Annotated in this window: 8 protein-coding genes and 1 pseudogene; 6 read left to right on the top strand and 3 right to left on the bottom strand. The window is 44.8% G+C overall.

The genetic code is table 11. From position 1 onward, the window contains the following. Window positions 1-68: 68 nt before the first annotated feature. The 3 genes from ACFQ21_RS25235 (at window position 69) to ACFQ21_RS25225 (ending at window position 2,880) form a co-directional block, all read left to right on the top strand. Window positions 69-1,292, top strand: a complete 1,224-nt coding sequence (locus ACFQ21_RS25235) for a sensor histidine kinase (protein ID WP_377584115.1) — start codon at window positions 69-71, stop codon at window positions 1,290-1,292. Further along, the gene (locus ACFQ21_RS25230; protein WP_377584112.1) at window positions 1,289-1,990 is read left to right on the top strand and encodes a response regulator transcription factor; all 702 of its coding nucleotides are present in this window, start codon (window positions 1,289-1,291) and stop codon (window positions 1,988-1,990) included. Before ACFQ21_RS25235 ends, ACFQ21_RS25230 begins: the two co-directional genes overlap by 4 nt. 65 nt (window positions 1,991-2,055) lie before the next feature. Next, window positions 2,056-2,880, top strand: a complete 825-nt coding sequence (locus ACFQ21_RS25225; RefSeq protein WP_377584109.1) for a glutaminyl-peptide cyclotransferase — start codon at window positions 2,056-2,058, stop codon at window positions 2,878-2,880. 12 nt (window positions 2,881-2,892) lie between these two features. On the opposite strand, the gene ACFQ21_RS25220 is transcribed toward ACFQ21_RS25225, so the two are convergent. Next, window positions 2,893-8,289: a fibronectin type III domain-containing protein gene (locus ACFQ21_RS25220; RefSeq protein ID WP_377584106.1), complete on the bottom strand. Its 5,397-nt coding sequence runs from the start codon at window positions 8,287-8,289 to the stop codon at window positions 2,893-2,895. Between the two features lie 501 nt (window positions 8,290-8,790). Next, window positions 8,791-11,778 carry a DEAD/DEAH box helicase gene (locus tag ACFQ21_RS25215; protein ID WP_377584104.1) on the bottom strand — a complete coding sequence of 996 codons (2,988 nt, stop codon included), beginning with the start codon at window positions 11,776-11,778 and terminating at the stop codon, window positions 8,791-8,793. 273 nt (window positions 11,779-12,051) lie between these two features. Between ACFQ21_RS25215 and ACFQ21_RS25210 the strand changes: the two genes are divergently transcribed. Together ACFQ21_RS25210 and ACFQ21_RS25205 are read left to right on the top strand one after the other, a co-directional pair. Beyond that, entirely contained in the window at window positions 12,052-14,823 is a 2,772-nt protein-coding gene (locus ACFQ21_RS25210; RefSeq protein ID WP_377584102.1) for a TonB-dependent receptor, read from the top strand. Window positions 14,824-14,856: 33 nt separating this feature from the next. Next, entirely contained in the window at window positions 14,857-15,291 is a 435-nt protein-coding gene (locus ACFQ21_RS25205; protein WP_377584099.1) for an NUDIX domain-containing protein, read from the top strand. Window positions 15,292-15,348: 57 nt separating this feature from the next. Here ACFQ21_RS25205 and ACFQ21_RS25200 read toward each other — a convergent pair whose 3' ends face one another. Next, window positions 15,349-16,194: an outer membrane beta-barrel protein gene (locus tag ACFQ21_RS25200; protein WP_377584095.1), complete on the bottom strand. Its 846-nt coding sequence runs from the start codon at window positions 16,192-16,194 to the stop codon at window positions 15,349-15,351. A gap of 218 nt (window positions 16,195-16,412) precedes the next feature. Here ACFQ21_RS25200 and ACFQ21_RS25195 point away from each other — a divergent pair. Continuing rightward, a pseudogene (locus ACFQ21_RS25195) lies at window positions 16,413-21,510 on the top strand (hypothetical protein); the annotation flags it as partial.

The following is a 21,510-nucleotide window of genomic DNA, read 5'->3' as shown; positions in this document are numbered from 1 at the left end:
AGTGTTAATGCAGTGTTAAAAACCGGAAAGTTCCTATAGGTTCGCGCGTAAACTGTTATTTTTAATAAATGAAAAATAAACACCTTCGCAGGATTATTCTTTTGGGCACACTGGTGCTGGTATGTTTGCTGGTAGTGCAGATATACTGGTTCCGGAGAGCGTTTGATGTGGCTGAACGGCAATTCGATCATAGTGTCCAGATCGCACTTCGTAAGGTGGCCGACTCGGTGTCCAAAAATGCGGAAGTCAAAAAGATGTCTTCCAGTTTCTTCTTTGTTGCTACAAATGCTTCATTGAATGATGAAATGTTGGACGGTCTCATTCGCCAGGAATTTTCAAAGCGCAGCCTGATGATTGACTATGAACTTGGTGTTTACAACGCAGCGGATGACACACTGGTATATGGCAACTATGTGGAAGCTACACGGCGACTTGCTGCCGAGGCCGCGGAGCACAGGCGCAGTGCTGCCGAGCGAAACTTTGCCGTTTACTTTCCCGGTAAACAAAGTTATGTAGCCGCCCAATTGGACATCTGGATTTTCTCAACGATCATATTGCTGCTTATGATGGGGTTCTTCGCCTACGCTATAGCATCACTGCTCCGCGAGCAGAAGTTTGCTGAACTGAAGAACGACTTTATCAACAACATGACGCATGAGTTTAAGACACCCGTGACTAACATTCGCATTGCCGGTGAGATTCTTCAAAACAAAATTCCGGATCCGGCATCGCAGGTATATATCAATATACTGTTGAAGGAAAATGAGCGACTGCGGCAAAAGATAGATCAGGTGCTCAGTGGTTCTTCTGCAGAATATTTGAAGAGTCCGGTGCAGGAACCGATGGACGTGCACCGGCTCATTGAAGATTGTGCTGAAGCATTTCAGTTAAAAGTGCAGCAACGTAATGGTACCCTGCAACTGGAATTCAACGCAACAAATGCATCGATACTGGGCGATAAAGATCTGTTGTTGCAGGCGATCACCAATGTGATTGATAATGCAGAAAAATACGCGCTGCAAAGCCCGCGTATTGTGATCCGTACGCGCGACTATGGTAACCAGCTTGAGATTGATGTGATCGACAATGGTATAGGCATCGCGCCACATCTGTGTCAGAAGGTGTTTGAGAAATTCTTCCGGGTAAGTTCAGGCAATGTACATACGGTAAAGGGGTTTGGTCTTGGGTTGAGTTTTGTGAAGCATGTTATCCAGGTACATCGCGGTGAAGTAAATTTATTCAGTGAGCTGAATAAAGGAACAGAAGTAAAAATTATACTGCCGAAAGCATGAGCGATCGTACACAAATCATGTTGGTGGAAGATGATGAGAGTCTCGGCTTTCTCATTAAGGATTCCTTGGATGCGCATGGCTGGAATGTACACTTATATACCAGTGGCGAAAAAGGACTTTCCGCATTTTATAGCCATCCGTTTGACTTGTGTATTTTTGATATCATGCTGCCGGAGAAGGATGGCTTTGATCTTGCCACTGAAGTGCGAAAGTATAATCAGCGTATTCCCATCGTGTTCCTCACCGCTAAAAATCAACTGGAAGATCGCATCCGCGGATTTGAGATTGGAGCTGACGATTATGTGTGCAAGCCGTTCAGCATCCAGGAATTCAAATATAGGTTGGAAGCTATTCTGAAGCGTGCCTCCGGAAGCGGAGTTTCGGCCGATCGGTCGCTGGTATTAAAAGCCGGCAACTCTACACTTGATGTACACAACCTGTTGCTGCACGCCAATGGTAGCACTACACGCTTAACCTATAAGGAATGTAAATTACTTTCACTTTTCTTCCGGCACACCGGTAAGCTTATTGAACGTGATGTTTTCCTGAAGACAATTTGGGAGGATGATGGTTTTTTTGTTGCGCGCAGCATGGATGTTTTTGTATCGCGATTACGCAAGTATTTGAAGAGCGATCAATCTTTAAGGATCGAGAACATTCGAAGCGTTGGCTATATTCTGAAGGATACGCAGGTATAAATCATGCGTTCGTCAAAGTGCGCGGGATTGTGTACCTTCGGCCTTAATTTCTAAAATCCATTGCCTTGAAAACGAATCGTCTTGGTTTACTTTCTGTTCTTATGCTAGTCGTGCAACTCACCGCGTGTAATTCTGATAAAAAGGAATCTACTGTAAAGACTACTGTTACTCCTCCAATACCCTCTATCAGTTTTGATGTTGTCGCTACGCATTTGCACGATACGGCCGCGTTTACGGAAGGCCTTCTCATGCACAACGGCAAGCTATATGAAAGTACAGGTTCACCGCTTGAGATGGAAAACACAAAGTCTGTTGTTGGGATCGTTGATCTGCAAACCGGTAAGATCGATGCTAAGGTTGAGATTAACCGCGCTATATTTGGAGAAGGTATCACTTTTCTCAATAACAAACTATATCAATTGACCTACGAGGCCAAGGTAGGGTATATCTATAACGCGAGAACTTTTAAGAAGACCGGTGAATTTCCATTGCCTGGTAAAGAGGGGTGGGGACTTACTACGGATGGAACTCACCTCATCATGAGTGACGGGACTGATAAGATACTATATCTGGACTCTGTCTCATTGAAACCCGTCAAGACGTTGCTTGTGCAGGATACCAACGGTCCTGTCAGAAATGTAAACGAGCTGGAATATATTAGTGGCTATATTTATGCCAACGTATATACGACAAACTACATTATAAAGATAGACCCTGCAACCGGAAAGGTGCAGGGGCGTCTTGATCTTTCTGCGTTAACCCGCAGTGCCCGTTCACAGAATAAGAATGCACTTGAATTGAACGGCATCGCGTATGATTCAGCTTCCGGTAATGTCTATGTTACCGGCAAGTTCTGGCCGAATATATATGCTATCCGGTTCAGTTATTAATGCTGTTCGTAACTACGTTTTCTTTACCACTTTATATTTAGCTTTGCCTATCGAAAGAATATAGGTGCCTTGCGCTATATCGGTAAGATCGAACGTAACTTGTTGATCGGCTTCTGTCACAACTTTCTCCAGGATTACACGACCTGCCATATTGGACAGCGATATTGTTCGGACTGCCGGTATTTGTACTGTAACCGTTAACTTATCTGTAAATGGATTAGGTGAAATGATTGCCAGCCTCTCAATGGGTAACTCCCCAGACGATGTATATTGCAGTGTCTCTGACATCCGGAAACAACTTCCGTTGGTAACAGCTACGCTATAGTTTCCATCGGCTAGCGGTATAATTTCAGAAGCTGTCTCATTTGTCTGAAGCGCTCCGTCCAGGTACCACTGGTAGTAATATCCCGGGCGTTGTTCCGTAAATATTTTTCCGGATGCTACTGCGATGCGTGGTGTGGCGAGCGAGTCGATCGTAACCGAAATTGTATTGGACAGTGTCGTTACAGGACAGTCGTCACTACTTCCATATCCGGCTTTTACAGATACATTAAATATACCGCTATATAATTGGTTATAATCTGCCTCGAGTTGCAGCGATTCTCCTTCTGCAATTCTTCTTTCTGAAACTGCTTTCCCTTCAAGAAATGCCTGGTATCCAACGCCCGCCTGTGTGCCGTTCAGAGTAATGACAGCATTACTTTCACACACCGCTGATGATGTCATGGTGGCGGTTGGGTGTATTTCAGGTCTCGCGAGTATCAAGGTGAAACGTGTTCCTTTAGACTCAGCTGCATCCGTGATTGCAAAGCTATAGTCAGGATCTGCCGATACATCGATGTGTTTTTTCAGGAGCGCATCTTCCAGGTATACCTGGGTTGTTAGGTTGTCGGTTCCTTTAAAATGGAAGGTGTAATTTCCTTTCGCAGCATTGGAGATAACCAGCGGTATACGTTTCTGACAATAGTCTGCTGCTATGGCATTGATCGCCAGGGCAACACTGTCACTTGATCGCGATGCCAGGTTAAAATATGTATTGTTTTGCTTGAGGGCATCTTCATACTTATTGTAACTGTTGGATGCCTGTGGTATAGTCTGTATATAGGTCTCATCGGTCCACGTTCCGTTACTCATGCTGATTTCAAGGGATTCTATACCATTACCTTCGCGGTAAAAAGTACCGTCTGTCGTATACTTTGCATTTTCTGTTATAGTAAGTGTCGGAGTTGCTGATGTGGTTTGTACCCAGAATGATTGCCCTGGGGCAATGATGCCGTTGGCCAGATTGCCGGTTGATCCGTTCCATACACGCCATCTATATTCGGAGCCGAAGTTCTCGCGCACATATACTGTGCTGCTTACGTTTAGCAACGTGCTCCATTTGGTATCAGCAGTACCGGTCCATTGAATAGGAGCAGGGTATGGATTGCCGAGTAAATTCCAGCCATTGTCTTGTCCCAGTGTGCCACCGGTAAGGGTAAATATAAAGTTACCCTGATATGGGTTGCCGGTAACCTGCCAGGTTGTTGGGTCTGTTGCTTCGCGTACAAAGATTGAGTAACCTTTACCGATGCGGAGCGAGTCTTCGTTCGAGCCACCATTAGGAGGAAAGTTAAGCCAGCCACCTTCCGGTTCATTATAGCTGAACATCGAAGCTGCAGATGAATTTATACCTGACCCTGTGCTCTGTCCCTTAAAAGAGCCGGTAACCGGTATATATTCCTGGATGTCGGCAACGCTCATGGCTTTTACCGGTGATGCAATATAGCGGTATATTCTTCCTTCGCCATCCATATAGCGTTGATAGGTTATCTGGCCGGTAATTCTTGCTCCGGAGAGAAGTGGACCGATGCGTGCACTTCCATTTTTATCGGATACCAGTGTAAGGTTTCCACTATAGCTGTTCAATTCGCCTTTTGTAAGGGTAACAAGGTTCTTCACTTTCACCGAACTCTGTAAGTTAAATTTACCGGTGCTGCTTGACGACAATGTGATGTTTGTTAAACTATCATACTGTTCACTGAAGGCTATATTGGATGAAAGCGCAGATGTTGTGTTGATCGTCAGGTTACTGTTGCGTGCTGCTATCACTCCGGTTTCGCCATTCGGGTTGATGGCAACTTTTCCAGAGAGGACAAGGTTATTTTTATCCAGGTGTAATTGTGCCCCGGTGTTGAGTGTCAGGCCGCCACCGCTGCTGTTGCCTAGCCGTACCGTTGCAGCGCTACCGGCACTGTTTTGAAGTGTAAGCGCATCACCGTAATCTAATACGAGCTGGTATAGACTCAGGTCAGTATCCCGGTTCAGTGTGAGTGTATGATCTTTACTGCCTTTAAATACTACGGAGTATAGCTGCCCGGCAGGTGTTGCAGTCTCGGCACCGAGAAACGTCATATCGCCTTCTACAGAAATGATTGACCGATTGGACTCGCTGCCTTGTACAACTACATTTTCATCTACGCGCAGATCTCCCTTTACGGAAATTGAACTAAGCGGTAATGTCTTTGTAGTGGAAGCCGTAGTGAGATTAAGATTTCCATATGCACTGTTGGGCACCATACCATTGGCGTTGAAGTTTACGGTCGAGGTTGGCGACAATGTTCCGAAGGCAGGTATAGAATCATGGTTGATATTGATCACGGTATTATCATCTGCCTCGATGGTTCCGGTTACAGCTTCGTTGATATTTAGTGTTACTCCGGATTCTACAATGATCTTGGAACCCGCACCGGCAACACTCCAGGGGGATGCTATAGCTACATCGCCCGTGCGATTGCGGATATGGAAGTACTCATAAGCGTTGCTGAAGTTAACCGGGGCAGTACCCTCTCCGTTGGCTTCTGTTCCCCATGTTGAAAGCAGGTGAAGATCGCCTGTAGCTTTGCAATAGTAGGTAACCGGTGTTGCTGAAGTACGGAACAAAAGAGAGTCTGGTATTACCTGTTTACCAAGGCCTGTTCCTGTGCCCGGAGGATCGTATGTAACCGACAGTGTTTGCAACAAGCTATTCGCGTAGAAGTACTCGACACGTATTGGATATTTACCTGTTGTTGCAAAGTTTACCGTTTTATTTTTTTCGACAGGACCATCATACAGGGCATCGTTATCGATTTGCAGAACGCCATCGACATATACTCTGCTGCCGTCATCGGACCTCGAATAAAATATATAGTTACCCGGCTGATTTATCTCGATATACCCTTCAAATGCAAATACAAATTTGATGTCGCGATTACGTACGGATATATCGAAATTGCTGACAATACCTTGCGTAGCGGGTGTTTGCGCGGTACTGAAAAATGTAGCCAGTGTGAAATCCGTAGGCACATTCAGCGGCTCATAGTAATAGTATGTTAAACCATTTTGCGGACTGAGCGTTGTTACCGGAATAGCTTCTCCCGGAAAATCTGAAAAGTTGCCGCGCGTATCAACGGCTCTCACGTTGATGAAGTATTTTGTATTCGGAGCAAGGCTACTGAATGTATAGGTTGTTGCGTTAACGGTGGTAACAAGGGTTGATCCTAAATATACTTCATAAGCCGATACCTGGTCATCGTCTGACGAAGCATCCCAGGTAATGGAGATTTGCGTGTCCTGTACATCGGTAACTACGAGGTTGGTGGGAGGCGCAGGCTTCGTGGTATCATTCGGCATCGTAATATATACTTCGGCTGTTGCAAATTTTCCGTCACCCGCACCGGCGGAGCGAACTCTGTAAAAGTATCTGGCAGAAGGTCGTAAGCCTGTATCGTGATAGGTGTTTGTATTGGCTGGAACAGTAGCGATGAGACGATACGGTTCGCTGCTATAGCCATTAACATTGGCACGGTTTCGCCAGATCTCGAAGTATTCTTCATTATCAGAATTATCTGTCCATTGAACGTTAACTTCGCTTTCCGATGCGGCTGTTACACCACCGGCCGCCAGTGTTGGTGCATTCGGTGCAACGTGTGGGCTGGTGTACGAAACGGTTATAGGATCAGAGAGCAGACTCTCACATCCCGAATTTTCTTTTACCCGTACAGCATACTCTCCAGCCTGTGATGTGGTACCAACGGTTCCGGAACCCTGCAGGAAGTACGCAACTTTGGTATTGGTGACTGTCGTATCAAATGCAACTCCGTTCTTATACCAGTGATATTCCGGAAAGCCTTCCGGAGCAATCAGTCGTAGCGTATCGTTCTTGGTGCCGTTAAAATCGATTGGTATAATCCGTGTACCGTTATTGGCAAGTTCCGGTTTATAGGTTGAAGCTTCCTTCGGTGTTATTTCGATTGGAAACGATTCATCCCATTCGGTTTCACTTCGTTTGAATTTAACGGTATAAGTCCCTGCCTGATTCAAGGTATAAAAGCGTGAAGTCGCACCGGATATATCGATACCATTGAATGTCCATTGATAGGCGATGAAGCCATCGGAGAACCCTAATTTTATAGAGCTGTTGGCACACAGTTCCGTTTGTCCGCCGAAGACATATATATTCTTTTTGTTTTGTGCGAGTATCCACGAGAAGAAATCCGTTTCCGCATACGCAGTGGTCCAGGTGTTGTGTCCTAATGTAGGATATAGTGTATAGATCGGGTTAGCTCCTTTGCTTTTCAGTACATCCACCAGATCTTCGGAGGCCTGCGGTTTCGGGTTGGTGTCAGTTCCTCCCTGGAACAACCAGATCGGCATCGTTACGAGTATATCGCTCATGGCTTCGTAGTTACTTCCTACACCAGACATCGGCAACATGGCTGCAAATAAATCAGGACGTTTCGCGGCTGCATCCCACACACCTTTCGCACCATTGGACAATCCATGTATAGCGATACGATCCCGGTCTACATGATAATTCGAAATAAAGTACTCAATGATGCCGATGGTCATGCGTATGTTGTTGCCGATCGCGCCATCTTCCCAACCATTCTGCCACGCGCCACTATGACTTACCTGTGGTATAATTACGATTCCAGGAAAGGCACGATGATCGGATGGATTACGTAACACCGCTGCAACATGCGAGGGGCCAGGGTAGGCCGTGCTCGTACTGTTGTTATCAAACTGTGGATCTTCCGGACCATAGTTATAGTGTCCTTCCCAGCTGCGACCGGATTCACCAGCGCCATGCAGCATCACTATGAGTGGGTATTTTTTCGATGCGTCATTCTTGTTATAGCCGGTGGGGAAGACAACACGGAAGTTTAAAAATTCATCAACAGCAGCGCCTGTATTTTTCCAATAGGTATATTCGCGGAACAATGCTTCGTTGCTGAAGTTGGCCATCTTATAGTAATGACCAAGCTGGTTATTGCGCAGGGTATACCCGCTATCGTAATGAATAACGGTCTGTGAGAGCGTGTTAAACGTAGCAGTAAATAGAAATAGTGCTGCCAGCGTGGACTTCAATACATTCTGTAATAACATACTCGATAGTAAATCTGTTTACATGAGAAAAATGAGTATCATACCCTGTATAAGGAGTAGTCTCTTATAAAAAGCATGACGATCTTATATAGCTAAAAACCAAATAGCGCCTGATGTAAACAGAGTTCAGTAGTAACGCTGAACGTCTTTCGTGTTAATACATAACGTTGGTATATATAGTCTGCGGTGAGAACTCCTCATCAGCTTCCTGTACGTGTACCATGTCTATTCTCTTCACCCAAGACCTTTTCTGTCTTATAAAAAACTGTACCCGCCAGGTTTATACCAGCTACAAGACTAGGATTTGTGTAGATAAGAGACAGGATTATTCCATGAGTTTTCGCGACTCACGCGAGATCTGTGGAGTTCGGCATGGCAGGGGGACACAGGACTTTTAAGTATGACCATGTTGTTACCCACACTTGTAACGCTATAAAGCAAAAAAGCCACCCGTGAACGGATGGCTTTCTGTGATGTGAATTGTATATATACCGGAATGCATTATCCAAAAAGGAACTCGATATCGTCACGTGACAGATTTTTAACAAAGCCTGCATCTTCGTGGATCAGTTCATCGGCAAGCATTTTCTTTTTCTCCTGCATCTGCAAGATCTTTTCCTCTACAGTATCTTTGCAGATCATCTTGTAGGCAAATACTTTACGCTTCTGTCCAATCCGATGGGCGCGGTCAATGGCCTGTTGTTCTGCTGCCGGGTTCCACCACGGGTCAACGAGGTATACATAGTCGGCAACCGTGAGGTTAAGTCCAACGCCACCGGCTTTCAGTGAAATCAGAAACGCTTTGATACTTTCGTCTTCGGTGAAGCGTGTTACTTCTTCCTTCCGTTTATTCAGGGATGTAGAACCATCGAGGTAACAATGGCTGATGCCTTCGGCTTCGAATTGTTCTTTGATGAGCTGAAGCATGCTTGTGAATTGTGAGAAGACCAGCAGCTTATGATTACCGGCATTCTCCTGTACTTCACGAATGAGCTCTTCAATTTTAACCGAACTTTTTACCGGCTCTTCTCCCGGTATATGATCCAGCATGGCCGGGTGATCGCATATCTGGCGAAGACGCAACAAACCTTCGAGTACATATATACCTGATTTCTCAAGACCTTCTTCATCAATTTTCTTGAGCAGAAGGTTTCGGTAGTTGTCCCGATACTGATTATATAGTCTGCGCTGATCAGCGTCCATCGTGCACCATAGCACCGTTACCGTTTTGTCAGGAAGATCTTTTGCCACCTGCTCCTTGGTTCTGCGCAGGGTAAACGGATGGATAAGTCGTTTCAGATATTTTGTTTTCTCCTTGTTGCCTTGCTTATCGATGGGCTGTGCAAATTCACGATTGAAGAATTCGCGCGTACCGAGTAAGCCCGGGTTCAGGAAGTTAAACTGTGCGAACAGATCGGATGTATTGTTTTGTACCGGTGTACCACTCAATATCAATCGGTTCACAGACCGGAGATGTTGCATGGCGCGGGTTACGCGTGCATCCGGATTTTTGATCGCCTGACTTTCATCGAGAATGATATACTGCCAGAGGAAGTTCGACAGGTTTTCAAGATCGTTTCGTACAACACCATAGGTGGTAAGTACAACATCATACTCTGAAAAATGTGTCTCCGTAAATTCGCGTTGCAGTCCGTAGTAGGTATAAAACTTTAGCGTAGGACAGAACTTTTGTATCTCGTTCTCCCAGTTAAAGATCAGCGATGTAGGACACACAACCAGTTGCGTACTGCCCGGATATTTTTCCTTCAGATATTGCAGGAAAGATATAGTCTGCAAGGTTTTACCGAGACCCATATCATCTGCAAGACAGCCACCCCATTGTAGTTCATCAAGCGCCTGCATCCAGTGAAAGCCGGATAACTGGTAGGGGCGAAGCGTTGCTTTGATGTCTGATGACAACGGTGTTTTTTGTATAGCATCGTAGTCGAGAAGTTTGCGTTTTCGGGCCTCTATATCTTGTTGAACCGTATTACTGTCGATCTTGTCGAGTATATCTTCCAGCAATGTATAGTGCAGCTTGCTTACGCGGAGTACACCGTTCTCTTCCGTACCGGTTCGGAGCAGCAGACTATATTGACTGATCCACTCTTCGGGTATATGTCCCAGGGTTCCATCTTCCAGCATGATGGTGTCCTGCTTGTTTAATATAGCCCTGCGAATCTCTTTCAATGAGACAACGAAATCGCCCCATTGAATGGTTACTTTCAGATCGAACCAATCTATACTGCTGGTTGCACTGATGATGAAGCGTGGTACATGCGTGGTATATCTGAACTTCTTGAGCTCGTGCAAACCATGTACGGCATAACCTTCCTGTGCTACGTTGCGCATCATGGTAATAAACCAGCCATGCTTCATCACGTCCGCGAAAGGAAGATAATAGTATAGATTGTTCCGCTGATTCGCGAATGACGGATGCAATGTGCGAAGGTATTCGTATAGCCGCTTCTCTTCGGTTTTGTTGCGCTGAATGATCTTTACCGTTTCACCGGCTTCGGCTACGTGGTTGCGTTCATCGCTGTAGTCAATCACCACATCGTCATAGGAGAATTGTGGTTTGATCATGAGATTACTCTCATTCAGTTCGCTCAGCATAACGCGCGGCTCCTGTTCCGGTGTAACCGTTTCGATGTTGAGTTTATCACTGACGATAACTTCGTATTTCTCCTGCCATACGGTTATATAGCGCTTCACAACATCTGCCTTTTCACTCAGCGGAAATGTGAGCGGACCATTGCGGAAGAGATCGATCAATGCGAGTGATGCAGCATCCGGAGGAAGATATAGTGTACCTTCATGTTCGAGTAAAAATCCTCCGAGCAAACGAAGGTTGGTCTTCTTTCCATCAAGCCAGAGTACAAGATTCAGTACAATACTGTCTCCGTTACGATCGGCTGTAAAGCTGAATCGTGCAGGCTCTTTACCGAGCTTCACCGTCAACTGACTATAATTCAGAAAGCGTCCGGCCTTGAGTATAAATATCTGTGGCCATGAGCTGAGCGTAGGCCATAGTTTATGAAGTAAATCTATATAGTGCTTGCGCAGATTGACGAGTTCTTTGGCCGATACGTGTGCCCATGAACCGGAGTGATTGCGTATATAGCGATTGCCTGTGCGCGTCATCCAATCAAGCAACTGATTGTCGGAGAACTCCATCAGATCTTTATATACTTCTTCTGAGAGTGGTTGCAAATAGGCGAGACCTCTTTCAGCCTGCAGCGAAATTCGTTTATACTCGGTTACATTGTTCTTCGAAAAAATAAGAACAGGTTCCAGGTCAAAACGGGTTGATTTTCCTGAAACAAAATTGAACAGGAATCCGATTTCATAATTTATTTCTGTGCCGGCTGGTAATTTAGGACGGACGGCATTCTTTTTCTCAATTTTCTCTTCGTCAAAAAGCATGGATGATTTTTTCGTAGCGCGTGTTGGCGGCAGGAGTTTTTTGATATAAAGCAGGAGCGGCATCAACGCTCGGGTGGCAAACACTTTTCGGCTTCATCTCCTTCATTCCGGGGCCAAATATAATAGAGTGATCGGTCTGGTTGAACAGCGTTTCAGGATATCTTCCATTTAACTGATTGCGTGATAGTTGTGAATGAAAAAGACGTCCATTTCTAGAGTGCAGGGACGGAAAAAACTTGTTGTTTTTTCCGTTCACATAATTACCGGTATACAGAAAACATTTCGATTGATTTATCGTCTGTAAAACTTGTCTTTTGCGTTCCATTTTAGCATAGTATGAAGTATTGGGTAATCCTGCTTGTCTTGTTGTCTCACGCGGCATTGGCCCAACAATTTTCTGTCACGGGTGTGGTAGCCGACAGCACGGATAATACCACGTTGATCGGAGTAACCGTACTGCTTCAGCAGGCCTCGGATTCAACATGGAAGCGCGGCACTGTAACCGATGTGGATGGAAAGTTTGTGTTTAACAATGTCCCATCCGGCAGGTATCGAATACATCTTTCCTATATAGGCTATACAACGCAGAGCCTACGCGTTCGCGTAAACAATGAGCCGGTTGATTTAAGACAGCTTAAGTTACATCAGTCAGCAACAACCTTAAAGACAGTAGAGATAAAGGGTGCTTCCATACAAGTTGAGCAGAAAGGAGACACGCTTCAATACAATGCGAATGCATTTAAGACAACCCGCGATGCTACGGCCGAAGACCTCATCACCAAGATGCCGGGTATAACTTCTGATAACACCGGAGTGAAAGCACAGGGCGAAGCTGTACAACAGGTACTGGTAGATGGAAAACAATTTTTTGGTGATGATGCCACACTCGCACTGAAGAATCTTCCCGCAGAGGTGATCGACAAGATCGAAGTGTTTGATCGCCTGAGTGAGCAATCGCAGTTTACAGGTTTTGATGACGGACAAACACGCAAGACTATAAATATAGTTACGAAGAAAGGAAAGAACAACGGGCAGTTCGGAAGAGTATATGCCGGAGCAGGGGAGGATGGACTCTATACCGCGGGCGGCAATATAAATTCGTTCAAAGGCAATCGTAAATTATCGCTGGTCGGTTTGAGTAACAATATCAATCAACAGAATTTCAGCAATGAAGATTTACTCGGAGTAACATCTTCTTCTTCCGGAGGACAGGGTGGTGGTAATCGCGGTGGCGGTGGTGGCCGGGGACAACGTGGCGGTAGTAGTAATTTTAATGTTGGTCAGCAAAGTGGAATTTCCACTACGCATTCTGTTGGTGTGAACTATAGTGATGTGTGGAGTAAAAAGACAGAAATTACCGGGAGCTATTTCTTTAATCAATCAGACAATGATCGTATCACCAACCTGAACCGCGCGTATATTACGCAACAAGATAGCGGCCTGGTATATGGAGAACATAGCCGCGCTAACAACAGGAACTATAATCATCGGTTAAACTTCCGGCTGGAGTATACGATCGATACCGCTAATTCCATTGTTATTACGCCACGGCTCAGTTACCAGAAGAATGATTCCCAATCTACATTACAGGGAGATTATACTGCCGAAAGTAATTCACTTCAAAGCAACATCAACAACACCAATAATGCAGACAATGCCGGTTATGTTTTTTCAAACAGCGTTTTGTATCGTCATCGCTTTAAAAGGAGAGGACGATCACTATCGGTGAGCTTGAATACAGATGTTAACAATCGCGATGGTGATTCGTATCTATACTCGCTGAACGATTATGAGTCTTCATCCGAAACTACGATTATCGATCAGCAATCCGATCAATATACCGACAGCTATACACTGTCTTCGAATATATCCTATACCGAGCCGATCGGTAAGCGCAGCCAGTTGCAATTCAATTTTACCCCTTCTATTACCAACAGTAAAACTGACAAGCGTACCTATAATTTGAGTGAAGATGGCTATACCGCTCTCGATACATTGCTTACTAATACCTTTAAGAATCGCTATATATCCAATCGCGGGGGCGTCAGCTACAGGTTCAACAACCGGAAACTGAATTTTAATACCAGTGTCAACTATCAACATGCAAAGCTTACGAGCGATCAGGATTTTCCTTATCCGTTTGCTGTAGACCGTTCGTTTCAAAATATACTTCCGCAGGCAACGTTCAACTATCGATTTGAGCAGGGCAGAAATCTCCGCTTGATGTATCGTACTTCAACAGATGCTCCCTCGATATCTCAATTGCAGAATGTGATAGATAATCGTAATCCGTTATTTCTGAAGACCGGTAATCCTGAATTGTCTCAGGCGTATAGTCACAACGTTACTGTTCGTTATGGGCGAACGAATAACCAGGTATCTACCAGTTTGTTATTCCTGGTAAGCGGAAGTTTCACGAAAGACTATATTACAAATGCGTCTTACATTGCTGCACAGGATACGGTCTTGAATGGCATCACACTCAATCGCGGTGTCCAATTGTCCTACCCGGTCAACGTACGCGGTTACGGCTCAGTCAGGACATTATTGACGTATGGCCTTCCCGTAGCGCTGCTGAAATCGAATATGAATATTAATACCGGATTTACGTATAATCGAACTCCGGCCATCATTAACGACAGCAAGAACCTGGCGAATAACTATGGCTTCAGCCAGGGCGTTGTATTGAGCAGTAACATCAGCGAGGATCTCGACTTCACACTTTCGTATACGGCTAACTATACCATTGTCAAGAATACATTGCAGAAGCAATCGGATAACAACTACTTTAATCAAACTGCATCGTTGCGACTCAATTGGATTTTCTGGAAGGGATTTGTTTTCTCCAGCAATCTGAATAACACCATGTACCGGGGATTGTCGGCTGCATACGATCAGAGTATATGGTTCTGGAATGCCGGGCTTGGCTATAAATTCCTGAGAGATCAGAAGCTTGAAGTCAAACTGAATGCATTTGATATTTTGAATCAGAACAACAGCATCAGTCGCGATGTAACCGAAACCTATATCGAAGACAGGTTGACAAATGTACTAACCCGCTACTTCATGCTGATCGTTACGTACAACATCCGTAACTTTAAGCAGTAATTTTTTCTGCAAAGAAATTAACCCTGCTGAAACATGAAGAACGAAATCTTGCCTGCAGTCTCCGCTGCTATTTTTGATGAGCGTGGTCGTGTGTTGTTACACAAACGAAGGGATGTTGATCAGTGGTGTATCATCTCAGGTCACGTGGAGTTTGGTGAATCCGTTGAGCAGGCTATACTTCGTGAGATTCGCGAAGAGGCCAATGCAGATGCGTCTATCATTAGACTAATCGGAGTGTATTCTTCTCCACCATCGCAGTTATATCAATACGAGAATAAGAATATACATTATGTTACAACGTACTTCGAGGTAAGTCTGCAAACGGGAATACCAGAGAACTTCAGCAGCGATGAGACGGCCGCGATTCGTTTCTTTAATATAGACGAGATACCGGAAAATTTTGCCAAGATAAATCCATACTGGCTTGAGGACGCGCTCAACAGGAGAGGTCCCGCAGTATTCAGATGAACATATAGGAGATGAGATTACACGAAGCACGGTGTTGGCTAAGTGTAATTGAATGTACTAACGCTTTTTGATCGTACTCTTTCCTTTGTTGCGTTCTTTTTTGCTGATGTTGTATTCAAACAAGTACATCATCGAAAAACGTACTCCGCGATTTCGGAAACGCAGTTCGTCATCATAATCGTGCGGAATGAGATAGTCGGCTTTTTGCTTTCCGAATAAAGTCTGATCAAATGTATAGCGAAGGTCAAGCATTACTTTATGTTTGGTGGCAGGTTCCAGTAGTAAGCCTGTACCGAGATTGATACCAAACTGAATTCTGTTGATATTAGTATAGTATACTTCGTCAGTATGTGCGTAGTCTTTTCGAGGTTCAAACTTTATTTTATAGGAGAGCTCGCTGATGTTATTCTCGAGTAGTTCACTGGAGATTACGGTGCCACGTCCGCCCAGCAGGTATGCTATATTTGGTCCGACACCGGCATACCATTTAAAATTTTTGTTCTTACCGAGCTGTCCTTTGAAGTGCATGGTGAACAAAATGGGTACTTCGAAGTAATGATATGTTACTTTGTCTTTCAGGTATGGATCGATCTTTCCTTTTACCGTTTTACTTTTTGTCGAATAGAGGTATTCTGTATGCAAAAAGTAACGATTTCTTACCTTGAAGGAGAGCACTAAACCTGCGTTGAAACCAATTCCAGGTGATAACTTCAATGTATCCGTAACGCTTTTGCGGTCCATTTTTATGAAGTCGTATTGTCCTCCGATTTTAGCTCCGAACCGGATAACTTGAGCTGTGGTATTTTCAATAGAAGCAATTGTTACCAGAAACAGTACAAAAAGGGTTATATTCTTCTTTGTGGTGTGATTTAAGCGTGAAATGGTAGTTCCGTTCGCCAACATGGTTTGTGTGTATGGTAATTTTCATTATAAATCTTGCCTATTTTTTTAGTAAAAAAGTGATAATTAGATACCAATTATTACGTGACTCTGAATGCAATCGATCTTGCAATTTTTTTGAATCCAAAAGAAAATACCTTTCTGGCAGTATTTATAACATGGGTAAAGTATTACCTCTCACTTTTTAACCTCAGGTTGTATCTACATCTATAGTTGAGCTTATGATCAGAAAACTACTGTTGGCAGCACTTTGCTTGGTGTTGTATACGTCAGCTCTTGCGCAGGAGTCTAGCTGCGGAGACGGCATCGATAACGATGGTGATGGATTTATCGATTGCTTCGATGGCGATTGTGCCAAGAACGCGATCTGTAAGGACTTCTATATTGGTCAGGATAAGGCCTGTCAGGTTCCCCCAACTGGTACGCTCAACTTTGGAATGAAGCTCGAGGCTTCATCGCCGAATCGCATTACGTATACTTCCGGAAGAATGGCGGTTGGTGATCTGGACAGTGACGGTATACCCGAGATGGTAACGCTTCACCAGGAAGACAAAAAGCTCTACATATTAAATGGTACAAACCTGAGCATCAAATATACCGGTACAATTACCGGAACAGCAGAATACTATGATCATACAATAGGCGATGTTAAAGGCGATGGTTGTGGCGACATATTTATAGCAGAAAAGATTGGCAGTGATTTCTATATAACTTCCTATGACTGTAAAGGATTAAAGCAGTGGAGTACAAAAGCTTACGGACAGCCCATCACGATGGGACTTGCCGATTTCGGATCTGATGGAAAAGCAGAGATATACTATCGCAATGAGATTCTTGATGCTGAAACCGGTACCCGTTTACTAAAAGGAAGTGGCGATTGGACAACTATCGATGCAGGGCCCGTTGCCGTTGATATACTCAGTACAACAGACTGTGCTTCGTGTACGGGCTTGGAACTTGTATTGGGGGGTACTATATATTCCGTTAACCTTGGAGCCCGCACAACTGATGCTGGCTCTTTGACTTTGGTAAAGAGCATTCCCGGTGGCGCCAATTATTATCCCAAGAAATCAAGTTTCGGTTACATTACGAGTTTAACCAGTGTTGCTGACTATAACCAGGATGGTTCTCTGGATGTACTCACCAGTGGTTCAACCGGTTCAACGACCGGAACAACAAACGCTTTCTTCTGGGATGTAAAGAACAATACCTATAAGCGATATGCAACGTCAAACAACTGGCCTGAAGGAACGGGGCGTTTGAATATATCAGATATAGATGGCGATGGAAAACTGAACACCACGTTTGTTTCCGGAAGCAGATTATTTGCTTTGAAGGAAGACTTTACATTATTGTGGTCAATCGCTATATCAGAAGGTACTTCGGGATATACCGGTGCAACCGTGTTTGACTTTAACAATGATAAGTCGAACGAGATTGTATATCGCGATGAAGGCTATCTCTATATTATAAACGGAAAGACGGGAGCGATCTTTACACAGGCGATCTGTCGTTCGAGAACTGCGAATGATTACCCGATCGTTGTTGATGTTGATGGTGATGGTTCGACTGAGATCTGCGTAACGTGTGCTACCTCTAACACTGATAACATTAATGACTTTACCCGTGCACCGTTTGGCCAGATTCGTACGTACTCGTCAAGTCTCGAAGCGTGGGTGCCTTCGCGTAAAGTGTGGAACCAGCACGGTTACTTTAATGTAAACATCAATGATGACCTTACGATTCCACAGGTTCAGCAGAAACATCATCTGGTGTTCTCTACCGGGTCACCTTGTAATCCGGGCGACAACCGCCCGCTGAACTCATTCCTTAACCAATCGCCTTTCCTCGATTCAAAGGGATGTCCGACATACGCATCACCGGATTTAGTTTTTGATCCAAGCTCAACCATTACGATCAACAAACCCACCTGTCCTGACAAGGACTTTACCATTTCATTTAGTATTAAGAACTCGGGTAACCTGGGGCTTTCAGGTTCATTGCCGATTACATTTTATAGTGGAGACCCGCGTGTCGCCGGGGCTACCAAATTAAATACAGTATATGTTAACCTGAACAACCTGCTTATTGGTGACTCGTACGTAGCGAACAATTTAACCGTGCAGGGAACCGGGGCTAACTTTACACTATTCATTGCCTTGAATGACAATGGAAGTACAACACCACTCACATTCCCCAACACGAATTTCACGGAGTGTGACTATACGAACAACATTAAGTCAGCCACGGTAAGTCCTAATCCATTTACCATTGAGACTGCCCTGATCTCCAATAACATGAAATGTAGTGCTAATACCACCGCTCCCTCCGGAGCCGTTGAAGCCTACCGATTGGTGAGTGGAGTAAAGCAAACAGCTGACTATACATTTTACTGGTACAACGGTACCACTACGGGCGATATAGCTTCGGCTAATTATGTGGGTTCTACCTATTCCGGGTTGACTGAAGGAACCTATTCCGTTTATGCCATTCACAAAGGTTTACTGTGCGGGTCGTCTTCAAAGAGTATAAATGTTGGTGTCACTACAAAGACAATCAGTGTTGCGATTGTGGAAGACAGAGCTTATACAAACTGTAAAAACCCCAATGGTAAACTGCACGCTGTTGTTAACGGAGGCGAACCGGCTGGTAATTTTACCTATGCCTGGTATGCAGGTCCAAACGTATTAACAGGAACTGTATTATCTGTTAGTCATGAGTTATCGAACCTGGACGGGTTAACATACTCCGTATTGGTTACTGATAAAATTACCGGATGTCAATCGACACAAACCGGTCACGTAACAGATCAGACTGTGAAGCCGGCGGTTACCGTAACGACCACGGATGCGAATTGCGTTCCTGCAAATTCAGGAAGTGCATCAGCAAAAGTAGGAGGTGTTACTACCGGGTATGTTTTTAATTGGTATATAGGATCAAACGTGAAGCCATCGGCTGATTATACAGGTCCAACGTATAGTAGTCTTAATCCCGGAACATATTTAGTGACGGCAACTAATAGCACTACGGAATGTGTGTCGCCATCGGTTCTGGTAACAATCAATTCAAAATCAATACAGCCGGTAACAGCAACGGCTACTGCACAGCAAACTTCATGTTCATCAACAGCACCAAACGGTTCAGCATCGGCAAATATAGCGGGTGTTACAGCCGGGTATACCTGGAAGTGGTTCAAAGGAAACAACACGTTACCAGCGAACCAGATTGGTACAGCTGCAACGGTAAACGGACTCGCAGCGGGAGTATATACAGTGCAGGCTACGGATGCTGCAGGATGTAGTGATACAGAAACCGTTACGATCGTTGATAACATTACGAATCCGACTGTATCAACCGTCATCAATAGTCACCAGGTAAAATGTTCCCCTGCGGATGGATCGATCACGGCATCGGCCAATGGCTCAGCCGGACCATTCCGTTACTACTGGTTCAATGGAAATGTAGGCACCCCGGATACTACAGCCGCCAATTATAAAGGAGCAACCTATACCGGACTTACTGCCGGATATTATACCGTAGTGGCGGTTGACAGAACTACACGTTGTGCATCTGCCAAAGCCGTTGTGGAGATCCTTAATAATACCGTGTTACCTACGATCGCAACATCAACCGTTAACCAGACAAGCTGTGATATAAACACACCGAACGGACAAGCTTCTGCAACTATAGGAGGAGTAACTACGGGTTATACCTTTACCTGGTATATAGGCAGTGGCACGGGAGGAACTGTAAAAGGAAATACAGCCACGATTACAGGACTTGCTGCCGGCACCTATACTGTACGTGCCGTGAGCACCTCAACCGGATGTGCCAATACAGCACAGGTTTCAGTTGTCAATAGTCCCGTGAACCCTACGGTAACAGCCGTTGTGGATGCTCACCAGACAAATTGTAGCGCAGGAAACGGAACTGTTTCTGCCAATGTAGGGGGGACGACAACCGGATATACCTTCTACTGGTTCAATGGAAATATAGCATCACCAAATATAGCTGCTCCTGATTATACAGGCGCAGTATATAGCGGGAGAACAGCCGGTGCCTATACCGTTGTAGCAGTAAGCACAACAACGAAATGTCAATCACCAAAAGCGACCGTAACGGTTAACAATAATAGTGTAGCTCCTGTAATTACAACAGCAACGGTTAACCAAACGAGCTGTGATATAAATACTCCGAATGGACAAGCTTCTGCGAATGTAAGCGGAGTGACAACCGGCTATACCTTTACCTGGTATGCAGGTAGTGGTACCGGAGGAACAGTAAAGAGCAACAATGCCATTGCTTCGGGCCTGGCAGCTGGTGTTTACACCGTTAAGGTGGATAACAATACAACCGGCTGTTCAAACACAGCGCAGGTTACTATTGTAGACAACCTCGTTACACCAACCGTAACAGCAGTGGTTGATGCACATCAAACCATTTGTAGTGCAGGTAATGGTCAGGTTTCCGCGAGTGTAGGAGGTAATACGACCAACTATACCTTCTACTGGTTCATAGGAAATATAGCGACACCCAATATAGCAGCTCCTGATTTTACAGGTGCTGTCTATAGTGGAAGAACGGCAGGTGCCTATACCGTTGTGGCAGTTAGCAACAGCACAAAATGTCCTTCAGCGAAAGCAACTGTAACAGTTAATAATAATACAGTAGCTCCGGTGATCACAACATCCACGGTTAATCAGACAAGTTGTGATGGTTTGGCTTCTAACGGACAAGCTTCTGCAAATGTAGGCGGTATAACGGCCGGCTATACCTTTACCTGGTATGTGGGCAGCGGTACAAGTGGAGCAGTAAAAGGAAACACAGCAACGGTAACAGGTCTTACTTCCGGAACTTACACCGTTAAAGTAGACAACAATACAACCGGCTGTTCGAATACAGCACAAGTAACGATTACCAATAGTCCTGTAAATCCAGTTGTGACAGCAGCGGTTGATGCACATCAAACGGTTTGTAACGCAGGCAACGGTCAGGTTTCAGCCAGCGTAGGAGGTAACACAACCGACTATACTTTCTACTGGTTCATTGGAAATATAGCGACACCGAATATAGCAGCTCCGGACTTTACAGGTGCAGTATATAGCGGAAGAACAGCGGGTGCTTACACTGTTGTAGCGGTAAATAACAACACGAAATGTCAGTCAGCAAAGGTTACTGTAACTGTAAACAACAACACCGTAGCACCGGTAATTACAACAGCAACGGTTAACCAGACAAGCTGCGATACAAACACACCGAATGGACAGGCATCAGCGAATGTAGGTGGTGTAACGGCTGGGTATACTTTCACCTGGTATG

Origin of the sequence: Ohtaekwangia kribbensis, assembly GCF_042676245.1 — a bacterium.
Lineage (GTDB): Bacteria > Bacteroidota > Bacteroidia > Cytophagales > Cyclobacteriaceae > Ohtaekwangia > Ohtaekwangia kribbensis.
The sequence above is the reverse complement of the archived record's forward strand: the minus strand, read 5'-3'. Positions and strand labels throughout refer to the sequence as shown.

Coding starts and splice junctions, on each gene's coding strand:
- ACFQ21_RS25220 (WP_377584106.1), bottom strand. CDS start 8,289: ATGTTATTACAGAATGTATTGAAGTCCACGCTGGCAGCACTATTTCTA.
- ACFQ21_RS25205 (WP_377584099.1), top strand. CDS start 14,857: ATGAAGAACGAAATCTTGCCTGCAGTCTCCGCTGCTATTTTTGATGAG.
- ACFQ21_RS25215 (WP_377584104.1), bottom strand. CDS start 11,778: ATGCCGCTCCTGCTTTATATCAAAAAACTCCTGCCGCCAACACGCGCT.
- ACFQ21_RS25235 (WP_377584115.1), top strand. CDS start 69: ATGAAAAATAAACACCTTCGCAGGATTATTCTTTTGGGCACACTGGTG.
- ACFQ21_RS25230 (WP_377584112.1), top strand. CDS start 1,289: ATGAGCGATCGTACACAAATCATGTTGGTGGAAGATGATGAGAGTCTC.
- ACFQ21_RS25200 (WP_377584095.1), bottom strand. CDS start 16,194: ATGTTGGCGAACGGAACTACCATTTCACGCTTAAATCACACCACAAAG.
- ACFQ21_RS25210 (WP_377584102.1), top strand. CDS start 12,052: ATGAAGTATTGGGTAATCCTGCTTGTCTTGTTGTCTCACGCGGCATTG.